Origin of the sequence: Plantactinospora sp. CA-294935, assembly GCF_050936445.1 — a bacterium.
Classification (GTDB): Bacteria; Actinomycetota; Actinomycetes; order Mycobacteriales; family Micromonosporaceae; genus Plantactinospora.
On record NZ_JBNJMU010000001.1, the window covers coordinates 7,763,059 to 7,786,159 of the forward strand.

General features: G+C 68.3%; 26 protein-coding genes and 1 pseudogene. 17 read left to right on the plus strand and 10 right to left on the minus strand.

The window, feature by feature from the left end; translation table 11 throughout:
* Positions 1-120 precede the first annotated feature (120 nt).
* The 4 genes from ACQEVC_RS34030 (at position 121) to ACQEVC_RS34045 (ending at position 5,727) form a co-directional block, all read left to right on the plus strand.
* Complete coding sequence (locus ACQEVC_RS34030) at positions 121-1,677, plus strand: ParB/RepB/Spo0J family partition protein (RefSeq protein WP_432886014.1); 1,557 nt, start codon at positions 121-123, stop codon at positions 1,675-1,677.
* Positions 1,678-1,770: 93 nt separating this feature from the next.
* Complete coding sequence (locus tag ACQEVC_RS34035; RefSeq protein ID WP_432886017.1) at positions 1,771-2,457, plus strand: hypothetical protein; 687 nt, start codon at positions 1,771-1,773, stop codon at positions 2,455-2,457.
* A gap of 61 nt (positions 2,458-2,518) precedes the next feature.
* A complete protein-coding gene (locus ACQEVC_RS34040; RefSeq protein WP_432886019.1) occupies positions 2,519-2,755 on the plus strand; it encodes a hypothetical protein in 237 nt (78 codons plus the stop codon).
* 518 nt (positions 2,756-3,273) lie between these two features.
* On the plus strand, positions 3,274-5,727 hold the full coding sequence (locus ACQEVC_RS34045) for a hypothetical protein (protein WP_432886021.1): 2,454 nt from the start codon (positions 3,274-3,276) through the stop codon (positions 5,725-5,727).
* On the opposite strand, the gene ACQEVC_RS34050 is transcribed toward ACQEVC_RS34045, so the two are convergent.
* The 9 genes and pseudogenes from ACQEVC_RS34050 to ACQEVC_RS34090 all read right to left on the minus strand — a co-directional run bounded on the left by ACQEVC_RS34050 (position 5,728) and on the right by ACQEVC_RS34090 (position 11,964).
* Entirely contained in the window at positions 5,728-6,087 is a 360-nt protein-coding gene (locus ACQEVC_RS34050) for a hypothetical protein (RefSeq protein ID WP_432892123.1), read from the minus strand. It lies immediately after the preceding gene.
* A 216-nt stretch (positions 6,088-6,303) separates the two neighbouring features.
* Positions 6,304-6,495: pseudogene (locus ACQEVC_RS34055) on the minus strand (hypothetical protein); the annotation flags it as partial.
* Positions 6,496-6,633: 138 nt separating this feature from the next.
* Complete coding sequence (locus tag ACQEVC_RS34060) at positions 6,634-7,950, minus strand: MFS transporter (RefSeq protein WP_432886023.1); 1,317 nt, start codon at positions 7,948-7,950, stop codon at positions 6,634-6,636.
* Positions 7,951-7,953: 3 nt separating this feature from the next.
* Positions 7,954-9,384: an FAD-dependent oxidoreductase gene (locus ACQEVC_RS34065; protein ID WP_432886025.1), complete on the minus strand. Its 1,431-nt coding sequence runs from the start codon at positions 9,382-9,384 to the stop codon at positions 7,954-7,956.
* Positions 9,385-9,459: 75 nt separating this feature from the next.
* Positions 9,460-9,933 carry an N-acetyltransferase family protein gene (locus tag ACQEVC_RS34070; RefSeq protein ID WP_432886027.1) on the minus strand — a complete coding sequence of 158 codons (474 nt, stop codon included), beginning with the start codon at positions 9,931-9,933 and terminating at the stop codon, positions 9,460-9,462.
* 14 nt (positions 9,934-9,947) lie between these two features.
* A complete protein-coding gene (locus ACQEVC_RS34075; protein ID WP_432886029.1) occupies positions 9,948-10,274 on the minus strand; it encodes an ArsR/SmtB family transcription factor in 327 nt (108 codons plus the stop codon).
* Positions 10,275-10,296: 22 nt separating this feature from the next.
* Complete coding sequence (locus ACQEVC_RS34080) at positions 10,297-11,559, minus strand: M28 family peptidase (RefSeq protein ID WP_432886031.1); 1,263 nt, start codon at positions 11,557-11,559, stop codon at positions 10,297-10,299.
* A complete protein-coding gene (locus ACQEVC_RS34085) occupies positions 11,556-11,798 on the minus strand; it encodes a hypothetical protein (RefSeq protein ID WP_196202642.1) in 243 nt (80 codons plus the stop codon). The genes ACQEVC_RS34080 and ACQEVC_RS34085 overlap by 4 nt, the downstream gene beginning before the upstream one ends.
* Positions 11,799-11,817: 19 nt before the next feature.
* Positions 11,818-11,964, minus strand: coding sequence for a hypothetical protein (locus ACQEVC_RS34090; protein ID WP_432886033.1), 147 nt, complete (start codon positions 11,962-11,964; stop codon positions 11,818-11,820).
* An 84-nt stretch (positions 11,965-12,048) separates the two neighbouring features.
* Here ACQEVC_RS34090 and ACQEVC_RS34095 point away from each other — a divergent pair, with 84 nt between their 5' ends.
* The 4 genes from ACQEVC_RS34095 (at position 12,049) to ACQEVC_RS34110 (ending at position 14,645) form a co-directional block, all read left to right on the plus strand.
* On the plus strand, positions 12,049-12,426 hold the full coding sequence (locus ACQEVC_RS34095; RefSeq protein ID WP_432886035.1) for an ArsR/SmtB family transcription factor: 378 nt from the start codon (positions 12,049-12,051) through the stop codon (positions 12,424-12,426).
* Positions 12,427-12,544: 118 nt separating this feature from the next.
* Entirely contained in the window at positions 12,545-12,850 is a 306-nt protein-coding gene (locus ACQEVC_RS34100) for an ArsR/SmtB family transcription factor (RefSeq protein WP_432886038.1), read from the plus strand.
* Positions 12,850-13,947, plus strand: coding sequence for an ACR3 family arsenite efflux transporter (arsB, locus tag ACQEVC_RS34105; protein WP_432886040.1), 1,098 nt, complete (start codon positions 12,850-12,852; stop codon positions 13,945-13,947). Before ACQEVC_RS34100 ends, arsB begins: the two co-directional genes overlap by 1 nt.
* Positions 13,948-14,228: 281 nt before the next feature.
* Positions 14,229-14,645, plus strand: coding sequence for an arsenate reductase ArsC (locus ACQEVC_RS34110; protein ID WP_432891867.1), 417 nt, complete (start codon positions 14,229-14,231; stop codon positions 14,643-14,645).
* Between the two features lie 16 nt (positions 14,646-14,661).
* Here the strand turns inward: ACQEVC_RS34110 and ACQEVC_RS34115 are convergent, their stop codons facing one another.
* Positions 14,662-15,018: an ArsR/SmtB family transcription factor gene (locus tag ACQEVC_RS34115; protein ID WP_432886042.1), complete on the minus strand. Its 357-nt coding sequence runs from the start codon at positions 15,016-15,018 to the stop codon at positions 14,662-14,664.
* Here ACQEVC_RS34115 and ACQEVC_RS34120 point away from each other — a divergent pair.
* The 9 genes from ACQEVC_RS34120 (at position 15,006) to ACQEVC_RS34160 (ending at position 23,055) form a co-directional block, all read left to right on the plus strand.
* Complete coding sequence (locus tag ACQEVC_RS34120; protein ID WP_432886044.1) at positions 15,006-16,169, plus strand: flavin-containing monooxygenase; 1,164 nt, start codon at positions 15,006-15,008, stop codon at positions 16,167-16,169. The two genes, ACQEVC_RS34115 and ACQEVC_RS34120, sit on opposite strands and share 13 nt — an antisense overlap.
* A 279-nt stretch (positions 16,170-16,448) precedes the next feature.
* Positions 16,449-17,069, plus strand: a complete 621-nt coding sequence (locus ACQEVC_RS34125; protein ID WP_432886046.1) for a MarR family transcriptional regulator — start codon at positions 16,449-16,451, stop codon at positions 17,067-17,069.
* On the plus strand, positions 17,062-17,724 hold the full coding sequence (locus tag ACQEVC_RS34130) for an arsenate reductase ArsC (RefSeq protein WP_432886048.1): 663 nt from the start codon (positions 17,062-17,064) through the stop codon (positions 17,722-17,724). Before ACQEVC_RS34125 ends, ACQEVC_RS34130 begins: the two co-directional genes overlap by 8 nt.
* A 383-nt stretch (positions 17,725-18,107) precedes the next feature.
* Entirely contained in the window at positions 18,108-19,058 is a 951-nt protein-coding gene (locus ACQEVC_RS34135) for a phosphate ABC transporter substrate-binding protein PstS family protein (protein ID WP_432891870.1), read from the plus strand.
* A 5-nt stretch (positions 19,059-19,063) separates the two neighbouring features.
* Positions 19,064-20,005 (plus strand): phosphate ABC transporter permease subunit PstC, encoded by a 942-nt coding sequence (gene pstC / locus ACQEVC_RS34140; RefSeq protein ID WP_432886050.1) that lies wholly within the window; start codon positions 19,064-19,066, stop codon positions 20,003-20,005.
* A gap of 56 nt (positions 20,006-20,061) precedes the next feature.
* Entirely contained in the window at positions 20,062-20,934 is an 873-nt protein-coding gene (gene pstA, locus ACQEVC_RS34145) for a phosphate ABC transporter permease PstA (protein WP_432891873.1), read from the plus strand.
* A 7-nt stretch (positions 20,935-20,941) separates the two neighbouring features.
* The gene (pstB, locus tag ACQEVC_RS34150; protein WP_432886052.1) at positions 20,942-21,838 is read left to right on the plus strand and encodes a phosphate ABC transporter ATP-binding protein PstB; all 897 of its coding nucleotides are present in this window, start codon (positions 20,942-20,944) and stop codon (positions 21,836-21,838) included.
* Positions 21,838-22,623 (plus strand): response regulator transcription factor, encoded by a 786-nt coding sequence (locus tag ACQEVC_RS34155; RefSeq protein WP_432886054.1) that lies wholly within the window; start codon positions 21,838-21,840, stop codon positions 22,621-22,623. The genes pstB and ACQEVC_RS34155 overlap by 1 nt, the downstream gene beginning before the upstream one ends.
* Positions 22,624-22,689: 66 nt before the next feature.
* The gene (locus ACQEVC_RS34160) at positions 22,690-23,055 is read left to right on the plus strand and encodes an ArsR/SmtB family transcription factor (protein WP_432886056.1); all 366 of its coding nucleotides are present in this window, start codon (positions 22,690-22,692) and stop codon (positions 23,053-23,055) included.
* Positions 23,056-23,101 lie beyond the last annotated feature (46 nt).

A 23,101-nucleotide genomic window follows, 5' to 3' on the forward strand; every position in this document is an offset into this window, starting at 1 on the left:
CTTGTCAACGGAGTCCAACGCGTTTCAGTACCCAGTCTTCAACTGGCGCGTAGATGATCATCATTGATACAATGATTATGTACGGCAAATGCCGTTCACGTGGAAAGGAAGGCTCTACCCATGGCTGGAACAGCCACCAAAACGCGGCGCGCGAAGAACGCGCCGTACCTCGCGGACATCGATCCGCGCGACCTGCTGGCCAACCCGCGGAACGTCCGCGCACAGCACGGCGACCTGACCGAGCTGACCGCGTCCATCGCGGCCCGGGGCGTCCTCCAGGCCCTGCTCGTCGTTCCCGAGGAGGGCGGGCACCTCATCGTCGCTGGCCACCGGCGGGCCGCCGCAGCAGCAGCGGCCCTGGAAGCCGACACGTGGCCGGAAGGGCTGTCGCCGACCGTGCCGTGCCTCGTGCGGCCCGACCTGGCCGGCGTCCCCGCCGATCAGGTGGTGTCGATGCTGATCGAGAACGACCAGCGGGCCGACATCACGGCATCGGAGCGGGCCCTGGCCTACTCCCAGCTGGAGCTGTTCGGCCTCGACACGACGGAGATCGCCCGGCGTACGGGACGCACCCTCAAGCACGTGACGAACTCGTTGCGGCTGGTCGGGCTCGGCGAGACGGCGACGGCCGCGGCCGACGCCGGCAAGCTGACCCTGGAGGACGTCGCCGAACTCGCCGAGTTCGAGGACGACCCGAAGGCGATGAAACGAATCCTCCAGGACGTCGACACGTCGTGGGGCGTCAAGCACAAGGTGAGCGAGGAGCGGCGTAAGCGGGAGACCGACGCTGCGGTGGCGAAGCTGCGCGCCGAGCTGGAGGCAGCCGGCGTGACGATCGCCCGGAAGCCGAAGGGCTGGCCGTGGAACTGCCGGGAAGCCCTCGTGACCGAACTGCGGACGGCCGACGACAAGACAATCGACCCGTCGAAGGTCCAGGCGAAGCCGGGGTTCGCGGCCTTGGTCACCGAGGGCTACGGCAACGCCCGTGCCGAGATCATCTGCCTCGACCCGGAGTCCCACGGCTACAAGCGCGTCGGGCACACGTACTACAAGAGCCCGGCGAAGATCGCCGAGGAGGAGCGGGCCGCCGAAGCGCGAGAGCTGCGGAAGGTGCAGCTCAGCGACGCGCGGGGTGTGCGTGAGCGGTTCCTGGTCGAGAGGTTCGGCAACGCCAAGGTCGTGAAGGGTCTCCTCGTCGAGGCGGTCCGGGCGACGGTCGAGAAGCCGATGTTCGTGCGCGGCGGCGACGCGGACCTGATCGAGGCCCTGGCCGGCGGCGACATCAACGAGACGGCCAGTGCCGGGCAGGACCGGTTGAACCGCCTGCTCGTCGCGATGTGGATCACCGCCGAGGAGCACAACTTCAACGAGCTGTGCGGCGTGCGTCCCTGGGGCTGCAACCGGGAGCGCGCCGTGGCATGGCTGGACCGGCTGGCCGAGGCCGGCTACACGCTGTCCGAGATCGAGGCGACGATGCGGACCGAGCTGGCCGCGCCGGAGGTCGACGAGGACGAGGAAGACGTCGACGACGAGGACGCCGCCGACGAGCCGGAGGCCGAGGACGAGGAGCCGGAAGCCGAGCACGGCGAGCCGGACCCAGAGGACGACGAGCCGGAAGCCGACGGCGGCGAACGCGACACGGACCCTGGGGCGGACGAGCCCGAGGTTCAGGCGTGACGAAGCCGTTCTTCGTCCTGCTCGCGATCCAGGACAGGAACAACCGGGCGGCGGCCGTGATGGCCGCCGCCCGGCGGGTCGAGGAGGAGAGCCATGGACATCGTTGACCTGGTGCGGGCCACCTGCCCCGACTGTTCGGCAGAGGTCGGGCAGCCGCACGCCGATCGGTGCGACACCGCGCAGTGCCGAGTGACGGGGATGCGTCGCTGGGGTTGCCAGGAGAACGACCCGCACCACTGCGGGACCGACGCCTGGCGTGGCGACTGGTCGGGCCACCGCGAGTGCCGTGAGTTCGGCTGGCACGTCCGGTGGGACTCCGGGGCGAACCGTTGGGCTCGTTGCTCGCCGGACGTCCCCGGGTCCGGCCCCGACCTCGACCGGCTGTACGAGCAGGCCCGGTGGGACGTCGACAGCCAGCGGTGGGTACAGCGCCGGGCCTCGCTGTTCAGCCGGTCGACGCGCGGCGGCCGACCGAACCTGGAGGAGACGGCCCAGACGTTGCGGCGCTGGTGCGACGCCGCCGGGTACGCCGTGGTAGCCGAGCACCTAGGCGCCCGGGGCTGGGCGTCCGCCGTCGCCGACCTGACCGAGGGCCGCGCCGACGTGGTGGCGGTGCCGTCCGTCGACGGGCTCGGCGAGGGTCAGCAGGTGTTCACCCGGATCACCGAGGTCCGCCGTGCCGGCGGCACGGTCGTCGGACCGGGCGTGCAGCTGGCCGGCACGAGCCTGCTCCTGTCGACGACCCTGGCCGAGCCGCCGGCCAAACGCACCCGGAAGTAGAGAAAGGGTTCACGTGGAGAAGTTGATCGTTGCGTGCCCGCCCCGAAACATCAACGAGTTGATGACTGGGATGGGACTACCCTGGTGGACGCCGACGACCGAGCACACGCTGGCGCAATGCCAAAACGAGGCCTGCGGGACGGACGTATGGATCGGGCCGAAGCAGAAGGCGGTGGTCGACGCCTACCCGGGGCACACGGTGAAGCTGTGCATGGCGTGCGGGCTGTTGGAGCAGCAGCGGCGCGGCGGCGGGGTCGTCGGCCACCTCGGCGGCGGTGGCGGGACGCCCCGGACATAACCGGGTTGTGGTAGTCCGCCTGGCGGACTAGCCGGAGGGGCGGGTCACGGCGATGCCGGGACCCGCCCCTCGCGTGTGTCGCAGTCCGGCCCGACCGGCTCCGGGCGCACGTCCGGGCACATACGGCAGCGGATCACGAGGTGCCCGCCGCAGAACACGGCCACCAGGAGCGGACCGCCTGGGTCACCGAGCCGCCCTTGTAAGCCGTGCCCATTTCCGCACCCGGATGACTCGTCGCCGACCAGCTCGCGCACCGGCCGGCCCGGAAAGCCAACCACGAGCGGGTCGACGCGGGACCGCTCGATCACGTTCGAGAGGTCCGACGGCTATCGATGGTCTCCCCGACAGCGTCTCAATGCTACGCCGGTCGGACCTTGTGGCGCAGTATGGCTAGGCTCGCGACGCCGGCCCGCCGCGGTCTCCGTTTGCCGCAGCTGCATCCGTTCGAGGGAGCCATGATCGAGAGTCCTCAGTACGCAACGCTCCGGATGAGTCTGCGGTCTCCGAGGGTGGCCGTTGTGTTCGACGGAGGAGACGACCAGTGGCACTTTTGGGCGCGCGTCGCTCTGCGCGCTTGCACCAATGTCTGGGGTGGTCGGGGATTCATCCTCGTACCGCATCGTGATGGCGTGGTGCATCCTGAACTGCTGACAGCGATACGGATGTACGACCCCGACTATGTGGTGACTCTCCAACGCACCCTGGGGTTGATGGAGATGGCAACACCCGGGTCGATTAACTGCCGCCTTGACGGCGAGCTGCTAGAGGGCGAGGCACGGGCGCAGTTTGTTTCAAGGAACGGCGAGCAGCCGCTGGGATCTGCAATGGACGATCGGGCGCGGGAGCAGGTTGTCGGGGTGTGTTCGCCTCATCGCAGGCGCCAGATCGACACCGTCGACGATTGGGATGAGGACGTCATCACCCTGACCGCAGACGGCGAGGCAACACGACTTACGAAAGTTGCCGACATGCCTAACGCCAACGTGGACGTATGTCTCGCGGCTCCGCCGGATCTGGGGGGCCTTCTCGGCGTGGCCGTGGCTGCCAGGTGCGGCGTTATCGACATGCCGAGGATCGGTGGCGATCTGGGTTTGGAGGAAGTGGACGCACGCAAGCTGGCCTGTTGGTCGCTGGCACCGAGCCGCCTGCTCGGTGATCTACCCGCCGCCCTGGTATGGCTTCCAGATGCCGATCACAAGATGGATCCTGACCTGACCGCCCTCAGCACGGCCTTCGACTCGACGGAACGCGCGCTGACTTTGATCCGGCGAGGCTTCGAACGGCGGCCTACCTTACTTTCAGTAGGCGATGCACCGGAGGACTTTGCCCTCTCTTATATACACCAAAGGCTTTACGGCAACGGCCTCTGGCTACCCCTCTCCTGGTGGACGAATGACGGACAGACCGACAGCCTCATCAATTATGCGCTCCGTAGAGTCATCTGGACTCCTGTCCGAACGGGGGAAGGAGTTGCTCTGCATAGCACTTCTGTCAACGGTACCGAGCTTGACGCAATTGCCACCGATCTCCAGGCGCCGGTAGCCTGGTCCGGCGATGACTTCGAGCGGACCGCTCAGCAGTGGAAGAAGGCTGTTGTCGTCGGGACGACGCGTTGGCTACCTGGAGGAGTTCATCATCTAGCGGCTAGCGACAGATTTGATCAGGATTTCGTCATACCTGTTACTCGCAATGATGCTGGCGATGTTGGAATGGTTGCACCATGCCCACCTCCGGCACTTTCTGCTGAGCTCGTCGAATCTTGGTCGATGCATTGGCAGGTCGACATCGAGCTGACCGAGGTTGCGGCCCCCCGCGGGCGAGGCATCGACGGGCATAGCCTGCTCGCGCAGGGCCAGGACTCTTACCTGACGTGGATCCGCAGCGGCCGTGATGGCGTTGTCTACGAGTCCGGCCGATTCGATTTTGTTGCTGGGGGCACGCCGCCGATGGCCAGACTGGCACGGCCCCGTCTACGGGCTCCGAGCCTAGCGACCTGGGCCGACCTCATGGCGCGTCAAGACGGAAGGCGGATGAGGTTCTCCGCAGCGGGGCGCCGTGTGGAGCTGATGATAGGTCTTACTGGAGACCGTATCGGGTTGGCGGCCCAGTTCGCCGGGCCCCTGCTACCCGTCTTCAGAGCATTTCGGGCGGGCAAGAAGGACACTGTCGCGTTCGAGGAAGGCGAGGGATTCGCCCTCCCTACTGGGGCCGGGGATCAACTCTGGGAGGGCTACTTGACCTTCGCGGGCATCCTGCGTTACGGCGGCTCGACCGACGAACAGCAGGCGCTCGATTTCCGCCAAAGCATCGACAAGCTGCTAGAGAAGGGCATTCTGCGCAGAGGGCTTATTCTCGGCTGTGCGCAATGCAGCAGGCCCGCATTTGTGAGTATCGGTGATCTAGCGCAAGTAAATGGCTGTCCCCGTTGCTCAGCGCGCAACAATCTATCGCAAGAGCGATGGAAGCAGCCACAGGCCGAGCCTCGCTGGTATTATGATCTACACCCGACATTTCGAGAACACGTGGTTCAGGACGGCGACGTACCCCTGCTGCTATCACATCACTTGAGATCGGAGGTACGTAGTTACATCGATGTCGCCGAGATGGAACTCATGAACGCGGACTCCGGTTCTCTCGCAGAAGCAGATCTGATCGCGCTGAGCGACGGTCAGATCATAACTGCAGAAGCAAAACGACCGGGATTTCTCGGCAATGGCCGCAAACTACGTGATGCGGTTGCCAAGCGGGCGCTGCTTGCGGAACAACTCCAAGCCGACCAGATCGTACTTGGCACTGCCGATTCAACCTGGCAGCAAACCAGCATAGATGCACTGCGGTCTGCGATCGCAGACCGCAGGTGGCCAGTTGTTGCCCCACGTGCCCGCCTGATAACTGGGCTTGGGACGGACAGCGTCCAGGACGTTGAGCTTGACACCGGAACTGGAGAGCTCATGCCTTGGTCTCGACGTTGACTACGTTGTTCGTCTCTGCCCGGTTTCGCTAGCTCGTAGCTCTTCTGCCGCTTCGGATGCTGTCATTTCCCCGGACGAAACGCGAATGGCGATCGACAACCGATGTGTGAAGCCCCTCGGCGTCGTGATCCTGATTGCCGCCTCGTCCGGTGTCAGGCCAGCCCCACGCAGCGCGGCGGCAACGCGGGCCGAAATCCCCGGGTGAACGTCCAGCCACTCTTCCACCTCCTGCGGAACAAACCAGTACTTCGCCCACTCGCGAGCCTGCGCCTCCGCTCTTTGCACGAGTACGTGTCGGGGCCGGCGGCGAAGCTGCTGCTGTTCCTGCGCCTCGGCGCGGTATAGGAACACCTTCGCCATCTCCGACGGTGCGGAGGAGTCCCCCCGGGGTGTTCGCCGCTGCCGCTCAGGTCGGGGCCGGAGCGTTCGGATGCCGGTCGAGGACGGCCGCACCTGTCGGGCGAGCGGCCGGCCCGGGGCAGGTTCACGCGCGCCGGAGCTCTCGCGGACGTGAGCCCGGACGCGCTGGGCCACCGGATATCGGACCGTAGACGAGGCGCTCTTGACGAACTCCCCGATGTCTCGCAACGCGACCAGCACTGTCTTGCTGTCCACCCCGAGTTCGTGCGCCAGTTCGTGCACACGGATGATGGGTGTGTTGGGGCTCGGCCTGGCTGGTATTGGCAATTCGTTCAACCGACTCTCCAAACGCGAGTGCTGCTGATTTGGGAGCGTACCTCGCACACGCGTTCGGGCGAAATCGGCCACGGTCGGAGCCCGAGGGAGACGATTTCGCCGTCGCCTTCAGTGCGGCCAGCGCGCTCATACCGATCTCTTCGCAGTCGGCCGCCGGCACCGATGACCGCCAACCTGATGATCGACTCCACGGGTATTTGTACGGCAGACTCAGTCCGTTCTGGCGCCGCTGCTGCTGACGTTTATACGCGCAGAGGGGAGAGCTGCATCCGCACCAAGATCAGTTATAGGAGGGGGCGTTTCGGCTTTGACGAGGACCGCAATTGCCGCGATGCAGCAGATGGCGCCGATGGCGCTGAGGACGGGCGTGTAGCCGTCGGCACCGTGGAGCAGGGCGGCGGCGGCCAGCGGGGTGGAGGCTCTGGCGACAGTCACAGGCGCGGCGAGGACGCCGGCGATGGTGGCGTAGGCGGTGGTGCCGTAGCGGTCGGCGAGGAGTGCGGGTGCGGCGAGGCTGGCGACGCCGAACCCGAACCCGAAGGCGGTGACGGCGACGATGGCGCCGATCCGGCTGGTGGCGACCAACGGCAGGCAAAGGGCCGCTGCGGCTTGGATCCCGAACACGGTGGCGACGAGGGAGGTCATCCGGACCCGTTGTTGCGCGCCGGTGAGGACAAGGCGGCCGGTGACCGACAGCACGCCGAGTAGTCCGGCGACGGTGGCGGCGAACGTGGCGGGGTGTCCCTGGTCGGTGAGGAACCCGACCAGGTGAAGGGTCATGGTGCTCATCGCGGCGCTGTGGGCGATGAACGCGATCGCGAGGAACCAGAAGCGGCTGTCGTGAAGTGCGGCCCGCACCACTGCGGCCCGTACGGCCGGGGAGGTGTGCGGGGCGGTCGCGGCCGCGCGTGGCGGTTTGCGGACGAGGATGGCGTGCAGCGGCAGGGTGATCACGCCGTAGATGCCGGCGAGGATGAGCAGTGCGGTACGCCAGCCGTGGTGTGCGACGAGTTGCCCGGTCAGTGGCAGGAAGATGGTGCTGGCGAAGCCGGCCACGACGATCATCGCGAGCAGTGCTCGGGGTCTGCGTGCGGGTTCGAACCAGGAGACGATGACGGCGGTCGCCGCCTCGTAGAGGGCCATCGCCATGGCCAGCCCGATGCCGACGAGTACAACGTAGAGCTGGGTGACGGTACGGACCTGAGACCAGGCGACGAGGAGACCGGTGGCCAGTAGTGAGCCGGTGGTCATCAGTGCCTGGCCGCCGTGCCGGTCGAGCCATCTGCCGACGGGGACGGCTACGAGCGCCCAGGTGAGGACGGAGGCGGTGAACGCCCCGGTGACGGTGGTGGTGGAGGCGTGTAGGTCGGTGGCCATCGGGTGCAGGAGGACGGCGAAGGCGTAGTAGAGGGTGCCGTAGCCGACGGTCTGGGTGATCGCGAGCGCGGCGACGATCTGCCAGCCGTGGAACCGGGTCCGGCGGCCACCGACAGGTAGTTCGGTGGCCACCGGCTCGGTGGTGGGCATCGGTCAGCTGCCGCAGCAGCCGCCGGCAGACTCGGTGCTGGGTGTGGTGGAGACGTCGACGAGGGCCAGTGGTGCGGTGAGCAGGCCGCCGGCGATACCCGTGGCCAGGCCGCGTCCGCTCGTCGCCGGAACCGTCGCGACCGCCGGATCTCCACAGCAGCCGCCGCCTGCGGCGATGGTGTCATCGCCGACGATCGGGTTGCTGTTGCAGACACCGGTTTCGGGCAGGTCGAGCTGGACGTCGCGAGCCGCCGCCCAGTCACCCGCGAGAGCGGCGACAACGGAACGCGCCTGCTCGTAACCCGTGGCCATCAGGAACGTCGGGGCGCGTCCGTAGCTCTTGACCCCGATGCCGTAAAAGCCGGGTTCGGGGTGGCTGAGTTCATCGACGCCATGCGGGGGCACGGTGCCGCAGGAGTGTTCGTTGGGGTCGATCAGCGGGGCGAGGGCCCGGGTGGAGCCCATGATCGGGTCCAGGTCGAGACGCAGCTCGGTGGCGATGGAGTGGTCGGGCCGGAACCCGGTCGCCGACACGATCCGGTCCACCATCACCGTCCGGGTCCCGTCCGACACCGCCACCCCGCCCTCCGGTGTCGGGGCGAGCTGGTGCACGGAGAAGCCGGTGATCAGGTCGATGCGCCCGGCTTCGACGTGTTCGCGCAGCCGGGTACCGAGAGCCCCGCGGGCTGGTAGGGCGTCGGCGGTCTCGCCGCCGTAGGTGCGGGCCGGGCTGCTAGCCCGGATCGCCCAACTGACCTTCGTCGTAGGTACCTGCTCGGCAAGTTCGGCCAGGGCGAGGAGGGTGTTCACGGCGGAGTGGCCGGCACCGACGACCAGGACCCGCTGCCCGGCGAACCGGTCACGGTCGGCGCCGAGCACATCGGGCAGAGCATGCTCGATCGCTCCGACGGCGGTGGCTTCTCCGTGGGCGGGGATGCCGGCGGCGCCGAGGACGTTGGGTGTGCTCCAGGTGCCGGAGGCGTCGATGACCGCGCGGGCGAGCAGGTCTTCGCCGGACGCGAGCCGGATCAGGAACGGGGTGTCTTCCCGGCCGGCGGTGCGGAGTCGGTCCAGGCCGAGCCGGGTCACGGCGACCACTTGTGTGCCGTACCGGATGTTCGGCTTCACCGTGGGCAGGTCCGCCAGCGGTCGCAGGTAGTCCGCGACGAGTTCGCCGCCGGTCGGCAGTACCTCAAGGTCGGGCTCGACCCAGCCGGCGTCGCGCAGCAGTCGGGCGGCGGCCTGGTCGACGTTGTACCGCCACGGCGAGAACAGCCGCACGTGCCCCCACTGGGCGACGGCTGCGGCCGGGCCGTCACCGGCCTCCAGGACGGTGAACGGCAGCCCGCGCTCGTGTAGGTGGGCGGCGGCGGCCAGGCCCACCGGGCCGGCACCGATCACGACCACGGGCAGGTCTTCCATACGGTCGTTCATGACAACTCCTCTATCTTGAAAATACTCGAAATAGCAGGTCGGGCGGTGCCATTGCCCTGGATAGGGGCTGGTGGGTCAGGTGATGGCGGGGCTGCGGCGTTCGATCAGGATGACGTCGCGCCACTTGTCCCGGTGGCGGCCGATCCGCTCGCGGATGCCGATGATCCGGAAGCCGGCCCGTTGGTGCAGGGTCAAGCTGGCCGCGTTCTCGGGGAAGACGCCGGACTGGATGGTCCAGATCCCGGCGGCCTCGGTTGAGGCGATCAACGCGTCGAGCAGTGCCGCGCCGACCCCGTTCCCCTGCGCGGCGGGGTGGACGTAGACGGAGTGCTCGACGACCCCGGCGTAGACGGCTCGGCTGGACACCGCCGAGACAGTCACCCAGCCGATGACGGCGCCGTCGTCGTCGACGGCGACCAGACGATGATCGGCCAGCTTGCCGGCGTCGAACGCCGCCCAGGTCGGCGCCTGAGTCTCGAAGCTGGCGTTGCCGCCGTCCATTCCGGCCTGATAGATCGCCAGCACCACGTCGGCGTCGGCAGGCTCCATGGCACGGATCCGCATCAGCAGCCCCCGATCGGCGCCGGGGCCGGCTTGCCCATGACCACGTCGGCGGCGGAGGGAAAGCAGTTGATGCAGGCGGCGTTGATCCGGTAGTGGCGTGCGGTGCCGACCTGGTCGACGAGGACGAAGCGGACGTCGGCAAGGATCCTCAGGTGCTGCGACACCGTCGACTGCGCCCGCCCGACCGCCGCGACGATCTCCCCGACGCTCATCGGCCGGCCCTGCCGGGCCAGATACTCCACGATCTGCACCCGGCTCGGGTCGGCGAGGGCCCGGAACCAGGACGCGTACTCCTCCGCGACCGACCGGTCCAGCAACTCCGCCACCGTCACCCACCTTCATCAACCTCTATCGTTCATCGCCGATAGACGATTCAAATCTAGCCGGAGTGCGGGCGGCGAGCCACACGGTTGCGACGACGAGCTGCGTAATGGCCGTCAGGGTGCCTGGCTCAACTCGGTCGGGCGTGTCGGCCGGGCTGTGGTAGCCGGCCATCCCAGCGCCGATACCGATCGCCGCAAAGCCCAGCCCGGCGTAGCGGCGGTTGTCTGAGGCGACCGGTCCCGCGACGAGGGGTACGCCAGTGTGCCGGCCGGCCTGGTCGAGGAGAGCGAGCAGCCCGTGCGCGGGCCCGCCGGCTTCCACAGCGGCGGCCTGATGCAGGTGCCCGGCCCCGTCGACGTTGATCACCAGCGGATCCACGCCGGCCTCGGCCAGGCGGCTGGCGTGATGGGCGGAACCGAGCGCGCCGACCTCCTCCCCGTCGAGCAATGCCACGGACACGCCCACCCCCTGAGGCAGGCTGGCGGAGAGAACCCGGGCGGCCTCCAGGATGACCGCGACGCCGCTGGCGTTGTCGGCCGCAGCGGGCTGCCGCAGGCCGGGATGATCGCCGACACCGTCGAAGTGCGCGGTCAGCAGCAGCTCCACGTCCCCCGATGCGGGCCGGAGGCGGCCGTGCAGGTTTCCGGCCGTGACGTCGGCGCGGCGTATCGGTGTGTTGCCCACGAACCAGCCCGCGCCGGACAGGGCCACCTCGGTGACGGCGTGGTGGGTCGCGGCTGCCAGGGTGAGGACCGGCAGCGGGCCAGGAGTCGGACCGGCCAGCATCGTGAACTGCCACCCGTCCGCGTCGACGTTGCGCGGCAGCAGCAGCCCGGCCGCCCCGTGGGCGTGGCCGTACGCGTCGAACAAGCTCATCCCGGCCGGCACGACGAGCCACCGGCCGGTCGGATCGCCCGTCCCTGCGACGCCCAGTGGCCCGCGTCGGGGGGCGGTGAGGTCGGCGGAGGCGAGGTGTAGCGAGACCTCACGGCCGAACGACAGGTCTCTCGCGGTGGTCCCGTCGTCGAACCGCACGGTCGGCGCGGTGTAGATGTCGGGCACCGCCCGTACCGGAAAGGGGTCGGTTTCGACGGCCGCGCCGACGTCGGTCAGTTGTCCGGCGAGCCAGGCTCGGGCGGCGATGTTGCCCGGCGTGCCGACGCGGCGTCCGGTGAAGGCGTCGCCGGCCAGCGTGGTGACGGTCGCCGTCAGCCGGTCGGCCGACACCGTGTCTAGGGCCGCGTCGAAGGCGGCGTCGATGCCGGCTCCGACGGTCGGGCCGGTCATCCGCAGCATCCTTGTCCGGTGGCGACCGCGTCGGCCTTCGCGGCCGGGGCGCAGCAGGAGTTGGCGGCGACGGCCGCCGCCGGGGTGCCGCAGCAGGTGCCACCCGTGCTGTCGGCGGGGTCGGGCAGGGCGATGTTCGTGGACTGGGCCGGGTTGCCGCAGCAGCCGGTGGAACCGGCCACGGTCAGCGCGGCGGTCGGATCGCCGGCGAAGCCTCCGGGGCTCTCGTTGACGGTCATGGTGGTCCTCCTCTGGTGTTCAGCGGGGCAGGGTCAGCGGGTAGATGTCGGTGTGGCTGCGGTCGTAGCGGCGGCGGGCGCGCTGTTCGGCGGTGGTGACCTCGGCGCAGCCGTCGCAGAACCGGACCCCCATGACTGGGGAACGACGCCGGAAAAGGCAGAGCACGGCTTCCTCCTCACGCGGAGACTGTCTCGACGTTCTTCGAATCAGAGAGTTGCACGTTGATTCGAGATCTGTCAACCTAGACGTATGTCGAAGCAGACGCCGGTGCTCAGCCTGACCGACCTCAACGCCGGAGTGCCCTGCTGCGCGCCGATCAGCGAGCAGCGGATCCCGGCCGAGACCGCCACCGTGCTCGCCCCGGCCTTCAAAGCGCTCGGCGACCCCGTGCGCCTTCAGCTGATGTCGATGATCGCCTCGGCGCCCGCCGGTGAGATCTGCGTCTGCGACCTCACCCCGGCGTTCAACCTGTCCGGGCCGACGATCTCCCACCACCTCAAGACCCTGCGCGAGGCCGGACTCGTCGACGCCGAGCGCCGAGGCACCTGGGTCTACTACCGGGCGCGGCCGGGGCTCATGCGGCAGCTCGCGAGCCTGCTCGAAGTCGGGATCCCGGCCAGCGCGTAACCGGCCGACATCCTCGGCACGCCAGGGAGGCTGTCGGGTCGCATCGCGGTGGCCCGTACATCTGATGTTCACTCTGGCCGGCTGGACGAACGGCAGTCACGAATGGTTACATCAGGGCGTGCTGATATCAGATGCGCCTGATGTGATCAGGTTGTTGGCCGACCCGCTCCGGGCGCAGATCGTCGACCTCCTCGCCCAAGGGCCGGCGTGTACCTGCCACCTGGTCGCCGACACGGGCGCGAAGCAGCCGAACATCTCCGGGCACCTGCGGCAACTGCGGGACGCCGGCCTCGTCGTCACGGAACCACACGGCCGGTTCACCTACTACCGGCTACTGCCCGACGCCCTGGAAGCAGCCGCGGCCCAGCTCACCGACCTCGCCGCCCGCGCGCGGACCAACGCCGAATCCCGCCGGGAGTGCTGATGACCACCACCCCTACCGCCGACGCGGCACCTGCCGTCGTCGGCCGGCTGTCCCGCCTCGACCGGTTCCTGCCCTTCTGGATCGGTCTGGCGATGGTCGCCGGGCTCCTGCTCGGCCGACTCATCCCCGGGCTGAACACCGCCCTGGAAGCGGTGAAGATCGGTGGAATCTCGCTGCCGATCGCCGTCGGCCTGCTGGTCATGATGTATCCGGTGCTGGCCAAGGTCCGCTACGACCGGCTCGACACCGTCACCGGCGACCGCCGCCTGCTGATCTCCTCCCTCGTACTGAACTGGCTGATCGGCCCGGCGATCATGTTCGCCCTGGCCTGGACCTTCCTCGCCGACCACGCCGAATACCGCACCGGCCTGATCATCGTCGGACTCGCCCGCTGCATCGCCATGGTGATCATCTGGAACGACCTCGCCTGCGGCGACCGCGAAGCCGCCGCCGTCCTCGTCGCCCTCAACTCCGTCTTCCAGGTCCTCGCCTTCGGCGTACTCGGCTGGTTCTACCTGTCGGTACTGCCCGACTGGCTCGGCCTGTCCGGTGCGGAATTGGCTGTCTCCGGCTGGGACATCGCCCGCAACGTGCTGATCTTCCTCGGCATCCCGCTGCTCGCCGGATACCTCACCCGACGGTTCGGCGAACAGGCAAAGGGCCGCACCTGGTACGAGGGACAGTTCCTGCCGAAGATCGGCCCCGCCGCCCTGTACGGGCTGCTGTTCACCATCGTCATCCTGTTCGCCCTGCAAGGCGACGCCATCACCAGCCGACCGTGGGACGTCGTCCTGATCGCGGTCCCGCTCCTGGCGTACTTCGCGATCATGTGGGCCGGCTCCTACGGCCTCGGCCGCGCGATCGGACTCAGCTACGAGCGGACGACGACGCTGGCCTTCACCGCGGCCGGCAACAACTTCGAGCTGGCCATCGCGGTGGCGATCGGTACGTTCGGCGTCACCAGCGGCCAGGCCCTCGCCGGTGTCGTCGGACCACTGATCGAGGTACCCGTCCTCGTCGCACTCGTCTACGTCAGCCTCGCCCTGCGCCGACGTCTGTTCCCGGCCTCACCCGCCGAAGCGAGAAGCCCGTCATGACGATGATCCCGCACCCGGTGTGCAACGACGCCACACCGGCTCGCCGGGCGTCCGTTGGGGTGAAGGACGACGTCACTGTCCACCTCGGCTCCGAAACAGTCGGCCGTCACATCAACGAGCCCTACGTCCCGCACTTCCGTACGGCGCGGCTGGATCAGCACCTGCCCCCGCTGCCTGAACGCGATGCCGCGCGCCGAGACACCGTCTCGGCCGAGCCCACCGCAACCATCGGCGACGGCCCGTCGCGCCGTCCTCACCGCCTGATCTCGAAGGAGCTGATCATGTCCGACAAGCCCACCGTCCTGTTCGTCTGCGTCCACAACGCCGGCCGCTCCCAGATGGCCGCCGGCTGGCTCCGCCACCTCGCCGGGGACACGGTCGAGGTCCGCTCCGCCGGCTCGGCACCGGCGAACCAGGTCAATCCCGCCGCCGTCGCGGCGATGCGCGAGGTCGGCATCGACATCACCGACCAGACACCGAAGAAGCTCGAGTGGGAGACCGCCGAATCCTCCGACGTGATCGTCACCATGGGCTGCGGCGATGCATGCCCAGTCTTCCCGGGCAAACGCTACGAGGACTGGCAGCTCGACGACCCGGCCGGCCAAGGCGTCGAAGCGGTCCGCCCGATCCGCGACGACATCCGGGGTCGGGTCGAGAAGCTGGTGGCCGAGCTGGCGGCCGGGCGGCCAGCACGCTGAGCCTGCTGCTGGTTGTTCAGCAGCAGGTGAGGAGGTACGCCCGGAGGTCGTCCAGGACCCCCATGACGCCATCGCGGTCGGCGCGGTAGAGCACGATCTTGCCCTCCCGGCGGGAGGTGAGGATGCCGCCGCGTCGCAGCAGCGTCAGCTGTTCCGAAGCCGTGGACTGTCCGATGCCGGCCCGCTCGGCGACCTCACCGACCGACAGCTCCGCACCCTGGGAGAACAGCAGCATGATGCGTTGACGGGACGAGCTGGCCAGGGCCTTGAGGAACTCGTGGGTCTTCTCCGACAACTCCGGCGGGCCGCCATCCTGACCGCCGCTCGCGCCAGGCCGTGCCCTGGCCGCCTCCTGGCTGCTTGGTTCTGCCATGCCATCAGCCTAGAACAAAACGTCATATCGCGATTTCGCGAGATGACGATATGATCGGCCTCATGAACATCGAATCTCGGCCCGTGGTCATCGTCGGTGGCGGCCAGTCGGGTCTGGCAGCCGCCCGCGCGACACAGCAGGCAGGACTGCGTCCCCTGGTGCTCGAAGCCGCGGACAGGGCCGCAGGGTCCTGGCCCAGCTACTACGACAGCCTGACTCTCTTCTCCCCCGCCCGATACAGCGGCATGCCGGGCATGCCGTTCCCCGGTGATCCGGATCGTTACCCGGTTCGGGATGAGGTGGTGGCCTACCTCGAGCGTTACGCCGCCAGCCTGGACGCGGAGATCCGCACGGGCACCCGGGTCGAGACTGTGCAACGGGGCGAGGGCGCCGGCGCGGGGTTTGTGGTGCGGACCGTCGGCGGCGAAAGCATCGAGGCCGCCGGGCTGGTGGCCGCCAGCGGCTCCTTCGGCAACCCGTACCTGCCCGTCCTGCCTGGTCACGAGGAATTCGCCGGCGAGGTGCTGCACGTGGCGGCCTACCGTGACCCGAAACCGTACGCCGGCAAGCGCGTCGTGGTGGTCGGGGCCGGCAACTCCGCAGTGCAGGTCGGCTACGAGTTGGCCGAGGTCGCGACCGTGGCCCTGGCGACCCGGCAGCCGATCCAGTTCGTCCCGCAGGTCTACGGCGGCCATGACCTGCACCACTGGCTTGACGTCACCGGGTTCGACTCGCTGCCACCGGCATGGTTGGCGCATTTCGTCAGCCAGACACTGGTGCTCGACACCGGCATCTACCAGGACGCGATGACCTCGGGCCGGCTCGCACGGCGGCCGATGTTCACCGCGTTCACGCCCGAGGGTGTCCTGTGGCCGGACGGGACGTCAGAGAAGGTCGACGTGGTGATCTTCGCGACGGGGTACCGGCCCCACCTGGACTACCTGCGTCCGCTCGGCGCTCTGGACGCGTCCGGTGCACCCCTGCACGCCGGAGGCGTCTCGGTCACCCACCCCGGGTTGGTCTACGTGGGGCTGGAATTCCAACGCTCCTTCTCCTCCAACACGCTGCGGGGCGTGGCCCGCGACGCTGAGCACGTGACGGCGCCACTGGCCGCCTATGCCGGCGGCGCCGCTGCCCTGGTCAGCACCTGACGGTCGCCACCACCCGGCCTGCCGTCAGGTCCCACTGCCGGCAGGTGTGTTTCAGCCTTGGTCGCCGGGCCCCGGCTCGGCGACCAAGGACTCGTTGTCCCGGGAGGGACACACGTGCGGCTCGGGATGGCACCCCGACCGTCGCTTCGAGCGAACCCGCCACCGTCCGCTACGTTGACACTCGAAGATAACTCAGCCATTATTGACTCAATGGATACTGAGGGATCTTCGTTAGAGTTGCGGGCACGGGTGCATGCCGCGTTGGGCGAGCCTGCCCGGTTGGCGATCGTCGACACGCTCATGCTGGGCGACGCCTCACCCGGCGAGGTTGGCGAGGCGCTACAGATGCCGACGAACCTGGTCGCCCACCATCTGAAGGTGCTGCACGACAGCGGTCTGGTTGTCCGGGCCCGGTCGGAGGGCGACCGGCGGCGCACCTATCTGCGACTCGTCCCGGAAACCCTGGCAGTGATCACGTCGTCGCCCGTTCCGGCAGCCGCTCGGGTGGTGTTCGTCTGTACCCACAACTCGGCTCGCTCGCAGCTGGCCGCCGCCCTCTGGGCAACCCGCAGCCAGGTGCCGGCGGAGTCGGCGGGCACGGAGCCGGCCGAACGGGTCCACCCCCGAGCGATGCGGGTGGCCCGCCGGCACGGCCTACACCTGGATCCGGCCCGCACCGCACACGTCGATGACGTGGTTCGGAACGACGACCTGGTAATCGCGGTGTGCGACAACGCGCACGAGCATCTGCCCGCCCCTATCCGACCGCGGCTGCACTGGTCAGTGCCGGATCCGGCCCGCGCCGACACCGACGACGCGTTCGAGGCCGCGTTCGCCGACATCGCCGCCCGCATCGAGCGGCTTGCACCCATCCTGCCCACTGGAGGCGACCATGACTGACCTCACCGCGAGCCGCCGCGCCGACGTCTCGATCGACCAGCAGCTCGCCCTGCACACCGCGGCCGTACGGCTCGGCGACGAGTTCAGCGGCATCTACGGCACCGAGACGATCGAACGGTTCCTGTACACCAGCTACGACCAGTTCGCGTTGGCCAGTACGGTCCCGCACTTCCTGCCGCTGCTCGCCGAGCGGTTCGCCAGGCAGCGGCTGCACGCTCTGGCCCGGGTGGAGGGCCTGCACCAGGATGGTCGTCCCGTTGTGCTGTTCCTGTGCGTGCACAACGCCGGGCGCAGCCAGATGGCGCTGGGGTTCTTCCAGCACCTGGCCGGTGACCGCGCGGTTGCCTGGTCCGGCGGTTCCGAACCCGGCATGGAGGTCAACGCCGCCGCGGTGGCCGCGATGGCCGAGCGCGGTATCGATATCTCGACCGAGTTCCCGAAGCCGTGGACCGACGAGGTGGTCCGCGCCGCCGATGTGGTGGTCACGATGGGTTGCGGGGACGCCTGCCCGATCTTCCCCGGCACCCGGTACGAGAACTGGGACCTCGACGACCCAGCCGGCAAGACCGCAGAGCAGGTGCGACCGATCCGCGACGAGATTGAGCGCCGGGTCCGCCGCCTCCTCGACGACCTCGCGGTACCCGCCAGCCGCTGACCCCTGCACCGACGGCAGGAAGAGCCAATGAGACGGCCCTTCGCTCTTCACCATTGTCAGGCGCCGCGCCGGCGTCGGGCCGGTTTGGACAGTGATTGGCCACTGTCTAGTTCCACTTGCCCGGGCGCCGCATGTCGTCGCTCGGCCGCAGGCGAAGAGTGAACTAGGAATGAACGGATAACGACAACAAGTGAACCGACACGGCCTCTGACCTGGTGATATAAACGGGTCTTTATGTTCATGCTGCGTTCACCTAGCGGCAGAGCCCGGATCACATAAACAGCTTCTTATGGGCCGTGTCGGCGGGTTGCCGTCGACCTCGTGGGAGCGTCCGGCAGGGACACTGCCGGACCGTCTGAAGAGGACGAATTGTGATCAAGACAATGCGTGGACTGGGCGTCGCGTCAGCCGCGCTGGTCCTGACGGTGGGCTTGGCCGCCTGTGGTGGCGGCGACAACGACACAGCGGGCGGGGATACCGCGGCCGAGTTGTCCGGTGAGGTGAAGGTCGACGGCTCCAGCACGGTGGGCCCGCTGAGCAAGGCTGCGGCGGACCTTTACGCCGAGGAGCAGGCGAAGGTGAACGTCACCGTCGGGATCTCCGGCACCGGTGGCGGATTCAAGAAGTTCTGCAACGGCGAGACGGACATCTCCGACGCCTCCCGTCCGATCAAGGACGAGGAGAAGAAGGAGTGTGACACCAAGGGCGTCAAGTACGTCGAGCTGATCGTCGCCAACGACGCCCTGTCGGTGGTCGTGTCCAAGGAAAACACCTGGGCCGACTGCCTGACCGTGGCGCAGTTGAAGAAGATCTGGGAGCCCGGGTCGAAGGTCGGCAACTGGAACCAGGTGGACCCGAAGTTCCCCAACGAGCCGCTGAAGCTGTTCGGCGCGGGGACCGACTCGGGCACCTTCGACTACTGGACCGGTGCGATCAACGGCGAAGAGGGCGCGCACCGCACCGACTACACCCCGTCCGAGGACGACAACGTCATCGTCCAGGGGGTCAGCGGCTCCAAGGGTGGCCTCGGCTACTTCGGGTTCACCTACTACGAGGAGAACGCCGACAAGCTGAAGATCGTCAAGGTCGACGGCGGTGCCGGATGTGTAGAGCCCAGCGTCGCCACCGCCCAGGACAACTCCTACAAGCCGCTGTCCCGGCCACTGTTCATCTACGTCTCCGACAAGGGTGTGGCGAAGCCGCAGGTCAAGGACTTCGTCGACTTCTTCATCGCCAACATCGACGAGGTGGTCAAGGAGGCCAAGTTCGTGCCGCTGACCGAGGCGCAGAAGGCCACCCTGAAGTCCGAGTACGACTCGCTGCCGAAGGCCTGAGATTCGTGGTCACGATTCCTGGTCCCAGCGTCCCCGCCGCCGCCGTGCGGCGGGGGCGCCGCCGCCCCGGTGAGAAGGTCATCGAGACCCTGCTGGTCATCGCGGCGATCGTGTCGATCGCCACCACGATCGGCATCGTGGTGTCCCTGGCGGTGCCGACGGTGGAGTTCTTCGGCGAGGTCAGCATCGTCGAGTTCTTCACCAGCTCGCAGTGGACGCCGCTGTTCGCCGACAAAAACTACGGTGTCGTGCCGCTGCTGGTCGCGACCCTGTGGGTGACCGCGATCGCCACCGTGATCGCCGTACCCCTCGGGATGGGCGCGGCGATCTACCTGTCGGAGTACGCCCGTTCCGGCACCCGCCGGCTCCTCAAGCCGGTCCTGGAGGTCCTCGCCGGCATCCCGACTGTGGTGTACGGGTTCTTCGCGCTCACCTTCCTCAACCCCGGCCTGGTCGAACTGTGGCCCGGCGCCACCAAGCCCGAGTTCCAGAACCTCCTGGTTGCCGGGATCGCGATGGGCATCATGATCGTCCCCACTGTGGCGAGCCTGTCCGAGGACGCGATGAGCGCGGTGCCGCACAGCCTGCGGGAGGGCGCCTACGCCCTCGCCTCGACGAAGATGCAGGTCGCCACCCGGGTCGTCGTCCCGGCCGCGTTGTCCGGGATCGTCGCCGCGATCGTCCTCGGCGTGTCCCGGGCGCTGGGCGAGACGATGATCGTCACCATCGCCGCCGGGTTGAAGACCGCCGGCATCCCCGGGTCGCCTATCGAGGGCGCGGCGACGATGACCGGCTACATCGCCGGAGCGGGCCAGGGCGACCTGCCGGTCGACTCCCTGGACTACCTGACCATCTTCGCCGTCGGCGCGACCCTGTTCGCGTTCACGTTCGTGCTCAACGCCATCTCCATCCGCCTGGTCCGCCGCTTCCGTGAGGTGTACGAGTGAGCACCACAACGGCCCCGACCCCTGCCCCCCGCACCGGAAGACGGGACGCCGCCCAGGTGGCGGCAGAACTGACCGGCCGCCGTACCCGGCCCGGCGAGGTCCTGTTCAAGCTCGCGCTGCAGTTCTGCCTGCTGGTCGCGTTCGCGTTCCTGATCGCGCTGATCACCTTCGCCGTCTACAAGGGCTGGAACCGGCTCGACCCCCGGCTGTGGGAGAACATGCCGACCGGCCGGGCCTCCCGCGCCGCACAGGCCGGCGTCCAGTCCGCGATCACCGGGACCCTGTGGGTGATCGGCCTGACCGCGCTGATCTGCCTGCCCGTCGGGATCGCCTCCGCGATCTACCTGGAGGAGTACGCCGACAACACCCGCTGGTACAACCGGCTCCTGGAGCTGAACATCCAGAACCTCGCCGGTGTGCCATCGATCGTGTTCGGCATCCTCGGCCTCGGCCTCATCGCCCGGGTCCTCGGGCTCGGCTTCACCGTCATCACCGCCGCGATCGTGCTGTCCTTGCTCGTCCTCCCCACGGTGATCATCGCCTCGCGGGAGGCGCTGCGGGCGGTGCCGCAGTCGATCCGGCACGCCTCCTACGCCCTCGGCGCCACCCGATGGCAGACGACATGGCGACAGGTGCTGCCGGCCGGGGTGCCCGGGATGGCGACCGGCGCGATCCTCGCCCTGTCCCGCGCTCTCGGCGAGGCCGCCCCGCTGATCCTGCTCGGCGCGGTCACCTTCATCCGCTTCAACCCCGAGAGCCCGCTGTCGAGCTACACCACCCTGCCGATCCAGATCTACAACCTGATCAAGGAACCGCAGGCCGAGTTCCAGGAACTCGCCGCCGCCGCGATCGTGCTGCTGCTGGTCATCCTCCTGCTGATGAACTCCGCCGCGATCCTGATCCGCAACCGGTTCCAGAAGCGCTGGTAGCCCGCTGATGAGCAGCCCCAATCCGAAGGACTCCGCTGTGAACGACGCCTCCGTCAACACCCGGCCGCAGCCCGGGCCGGTGACCCTCACCATCCCCGACCCCGCCCCCCGCAGGAGGGACAAGAGCGAGCCGGTGCTGATCCTGCAGAACGTGTCCGTCTTCTACGGCGACTACCAGGCCGTGCGTGGCGTGGACATGAACATCGGCCGCAACGAGATCACCGCGCTGATCGGACCCTCCGGCTGCGGCAAATCGACCGTGCTCCGGTCACTGAACCGAATGAACGACCTCATCCCCGGCGCCCGGGTCGCCGGCCACATCGCCTACCACGGCCAGGACCTCTACGCCCGCGACGTCAGCCCCATCGACGTCCGCCGGCTCATCGGCATGGTCTTCCAGAAACCGAACCCGTTCCCCAAGTCGATCTACGACAACATCGCCTACGGCCCCCGGATCCTCGGCTGGCGGGTCCCCGACATGGACGCCCTGGTCCAACAGGCCCTGATCCGCGCCGCGCTCTGGGACGAGGTCAAGGACAAGCTGAAAACCTCGGCCCTGGCCCTGTCCGGCGGACAGCAGCAGCGGCTGTGCATCGCCCGGACCATCGCCGTACGGCCCGAGGTGATCCTCATGGACGAGCCGTGCTCCGCACTCGACCCGATCGCCACCGGCAAGATCGAAGATCTGATGCACGAACTGTCGCACGACTACACGATCGTCATCGTCACCCACAACATGCAGCAGGCCGCCCGGGTCTCCCACCGCACCGCGTTCTTCACCGCGGAGGTCGACCAGGCCGGTGAACGCCACGGCCGGCTCGTCGAGTACGACGACACCAACAAGATCTTCACCAACCCGACGGAGAAACGGACCGAGGACTACATCACCGGACGATTCGGCTGATGCCCGAAACCAACAACCGGGAAAACGTCCCCATGCAGCCCCAGGCCGGCAACCCGCCGGCCTGCCAGCCGCTGACCCCGCGCACCGTCCGCGCCCGGTTCCTCCTGCTCATCGTCGACCCCGACACGGTCGGCTCCAAAGCTGTGGCCGCCGCGTTGCAGGACCGGCAGATCGACGTCGTCTGCACCGACGACCCCGCCGACGCGATGCTGCAAGCCGGTGCGCTGCTGCCCGACGCCGTCCTCACCGCCGCACAGGTGCCGCCCATGAGCGGGTCCGCGATCGCCCGCGCCCTACACACACACGGCTGCATCCCCACCCTCGTCGGCGTCGGCGAGCACGACGGCCCCGAAGCCAGCCTCGCCCTCGCCCTCGGCGCCACCGCCTGTGTCCCCCGCCCATACCGGGTCGCCGACATCCTTCCCATCCTCCGCTCGATCAGCCCCGAAACCGCCGCCGACTTCCAGGCCGCGATCCAGGTCGGCGCCCTGCGCCTCGACCCCGCCGCCGTCGAGGTCCGCCTACGCGGCCGACGTATCGACCTACCTCTGCGCGAGTTCCAACTCCTGCACCTGCTCATGCTCCACGCCGGCAGGGTCGTCACCCGAGCCCAGATCAACCAACTCGTCTGGAGCCGCGACGACGAAGCCTCCAACACCCTCAACGTCCACATCCGCCGGCTCCGCACCCGGCTCGGCGACGACCTACGAGACCCGAAGATCATCATCTCCGTCCGCGGCCTCGGCTACCGCCTCGACACCCCCGACCACCAAGCAGGCTCTTGATCGGCGTCACTCGCTGTTCACTCCGCAGTCATTCGACCACCGCCGACCAGTTCCTAGACTCGCCTCATGCCCGCCGCCGACCAGGCCACACCGCCCACCTGCACACCCGGACCAGCCCACCCGCCCCTGGCCCGCGCGGACGCCGAACAGATCGCCCGACTCCTCAAAGCCCTCTCCGACCCCACCCGACTCCAAATTCTGTCGATCATCGAGGCCACGCCGACCGGCGAGGCATGCGTCTGCGACCTCACCGACGCGTTCACCATGACGCAGCCCGCGATCAGCCACCACCTCAAAATCCTCGTCGACGCCGGAGTGCTGGACCGGGACAAGCGAGGGAGCTGGGCCTGGTACTCGCTCAGGCCGACGCAGCTCGAACCCATCCGGCACCTGCTGCCCGGACCCCAGTTCCTCCAGCCGCTAGCGGCGTAGGTTCTGTCTCGCGGATCATGGAGATCGCCAGTGGACCCCGGGTGGC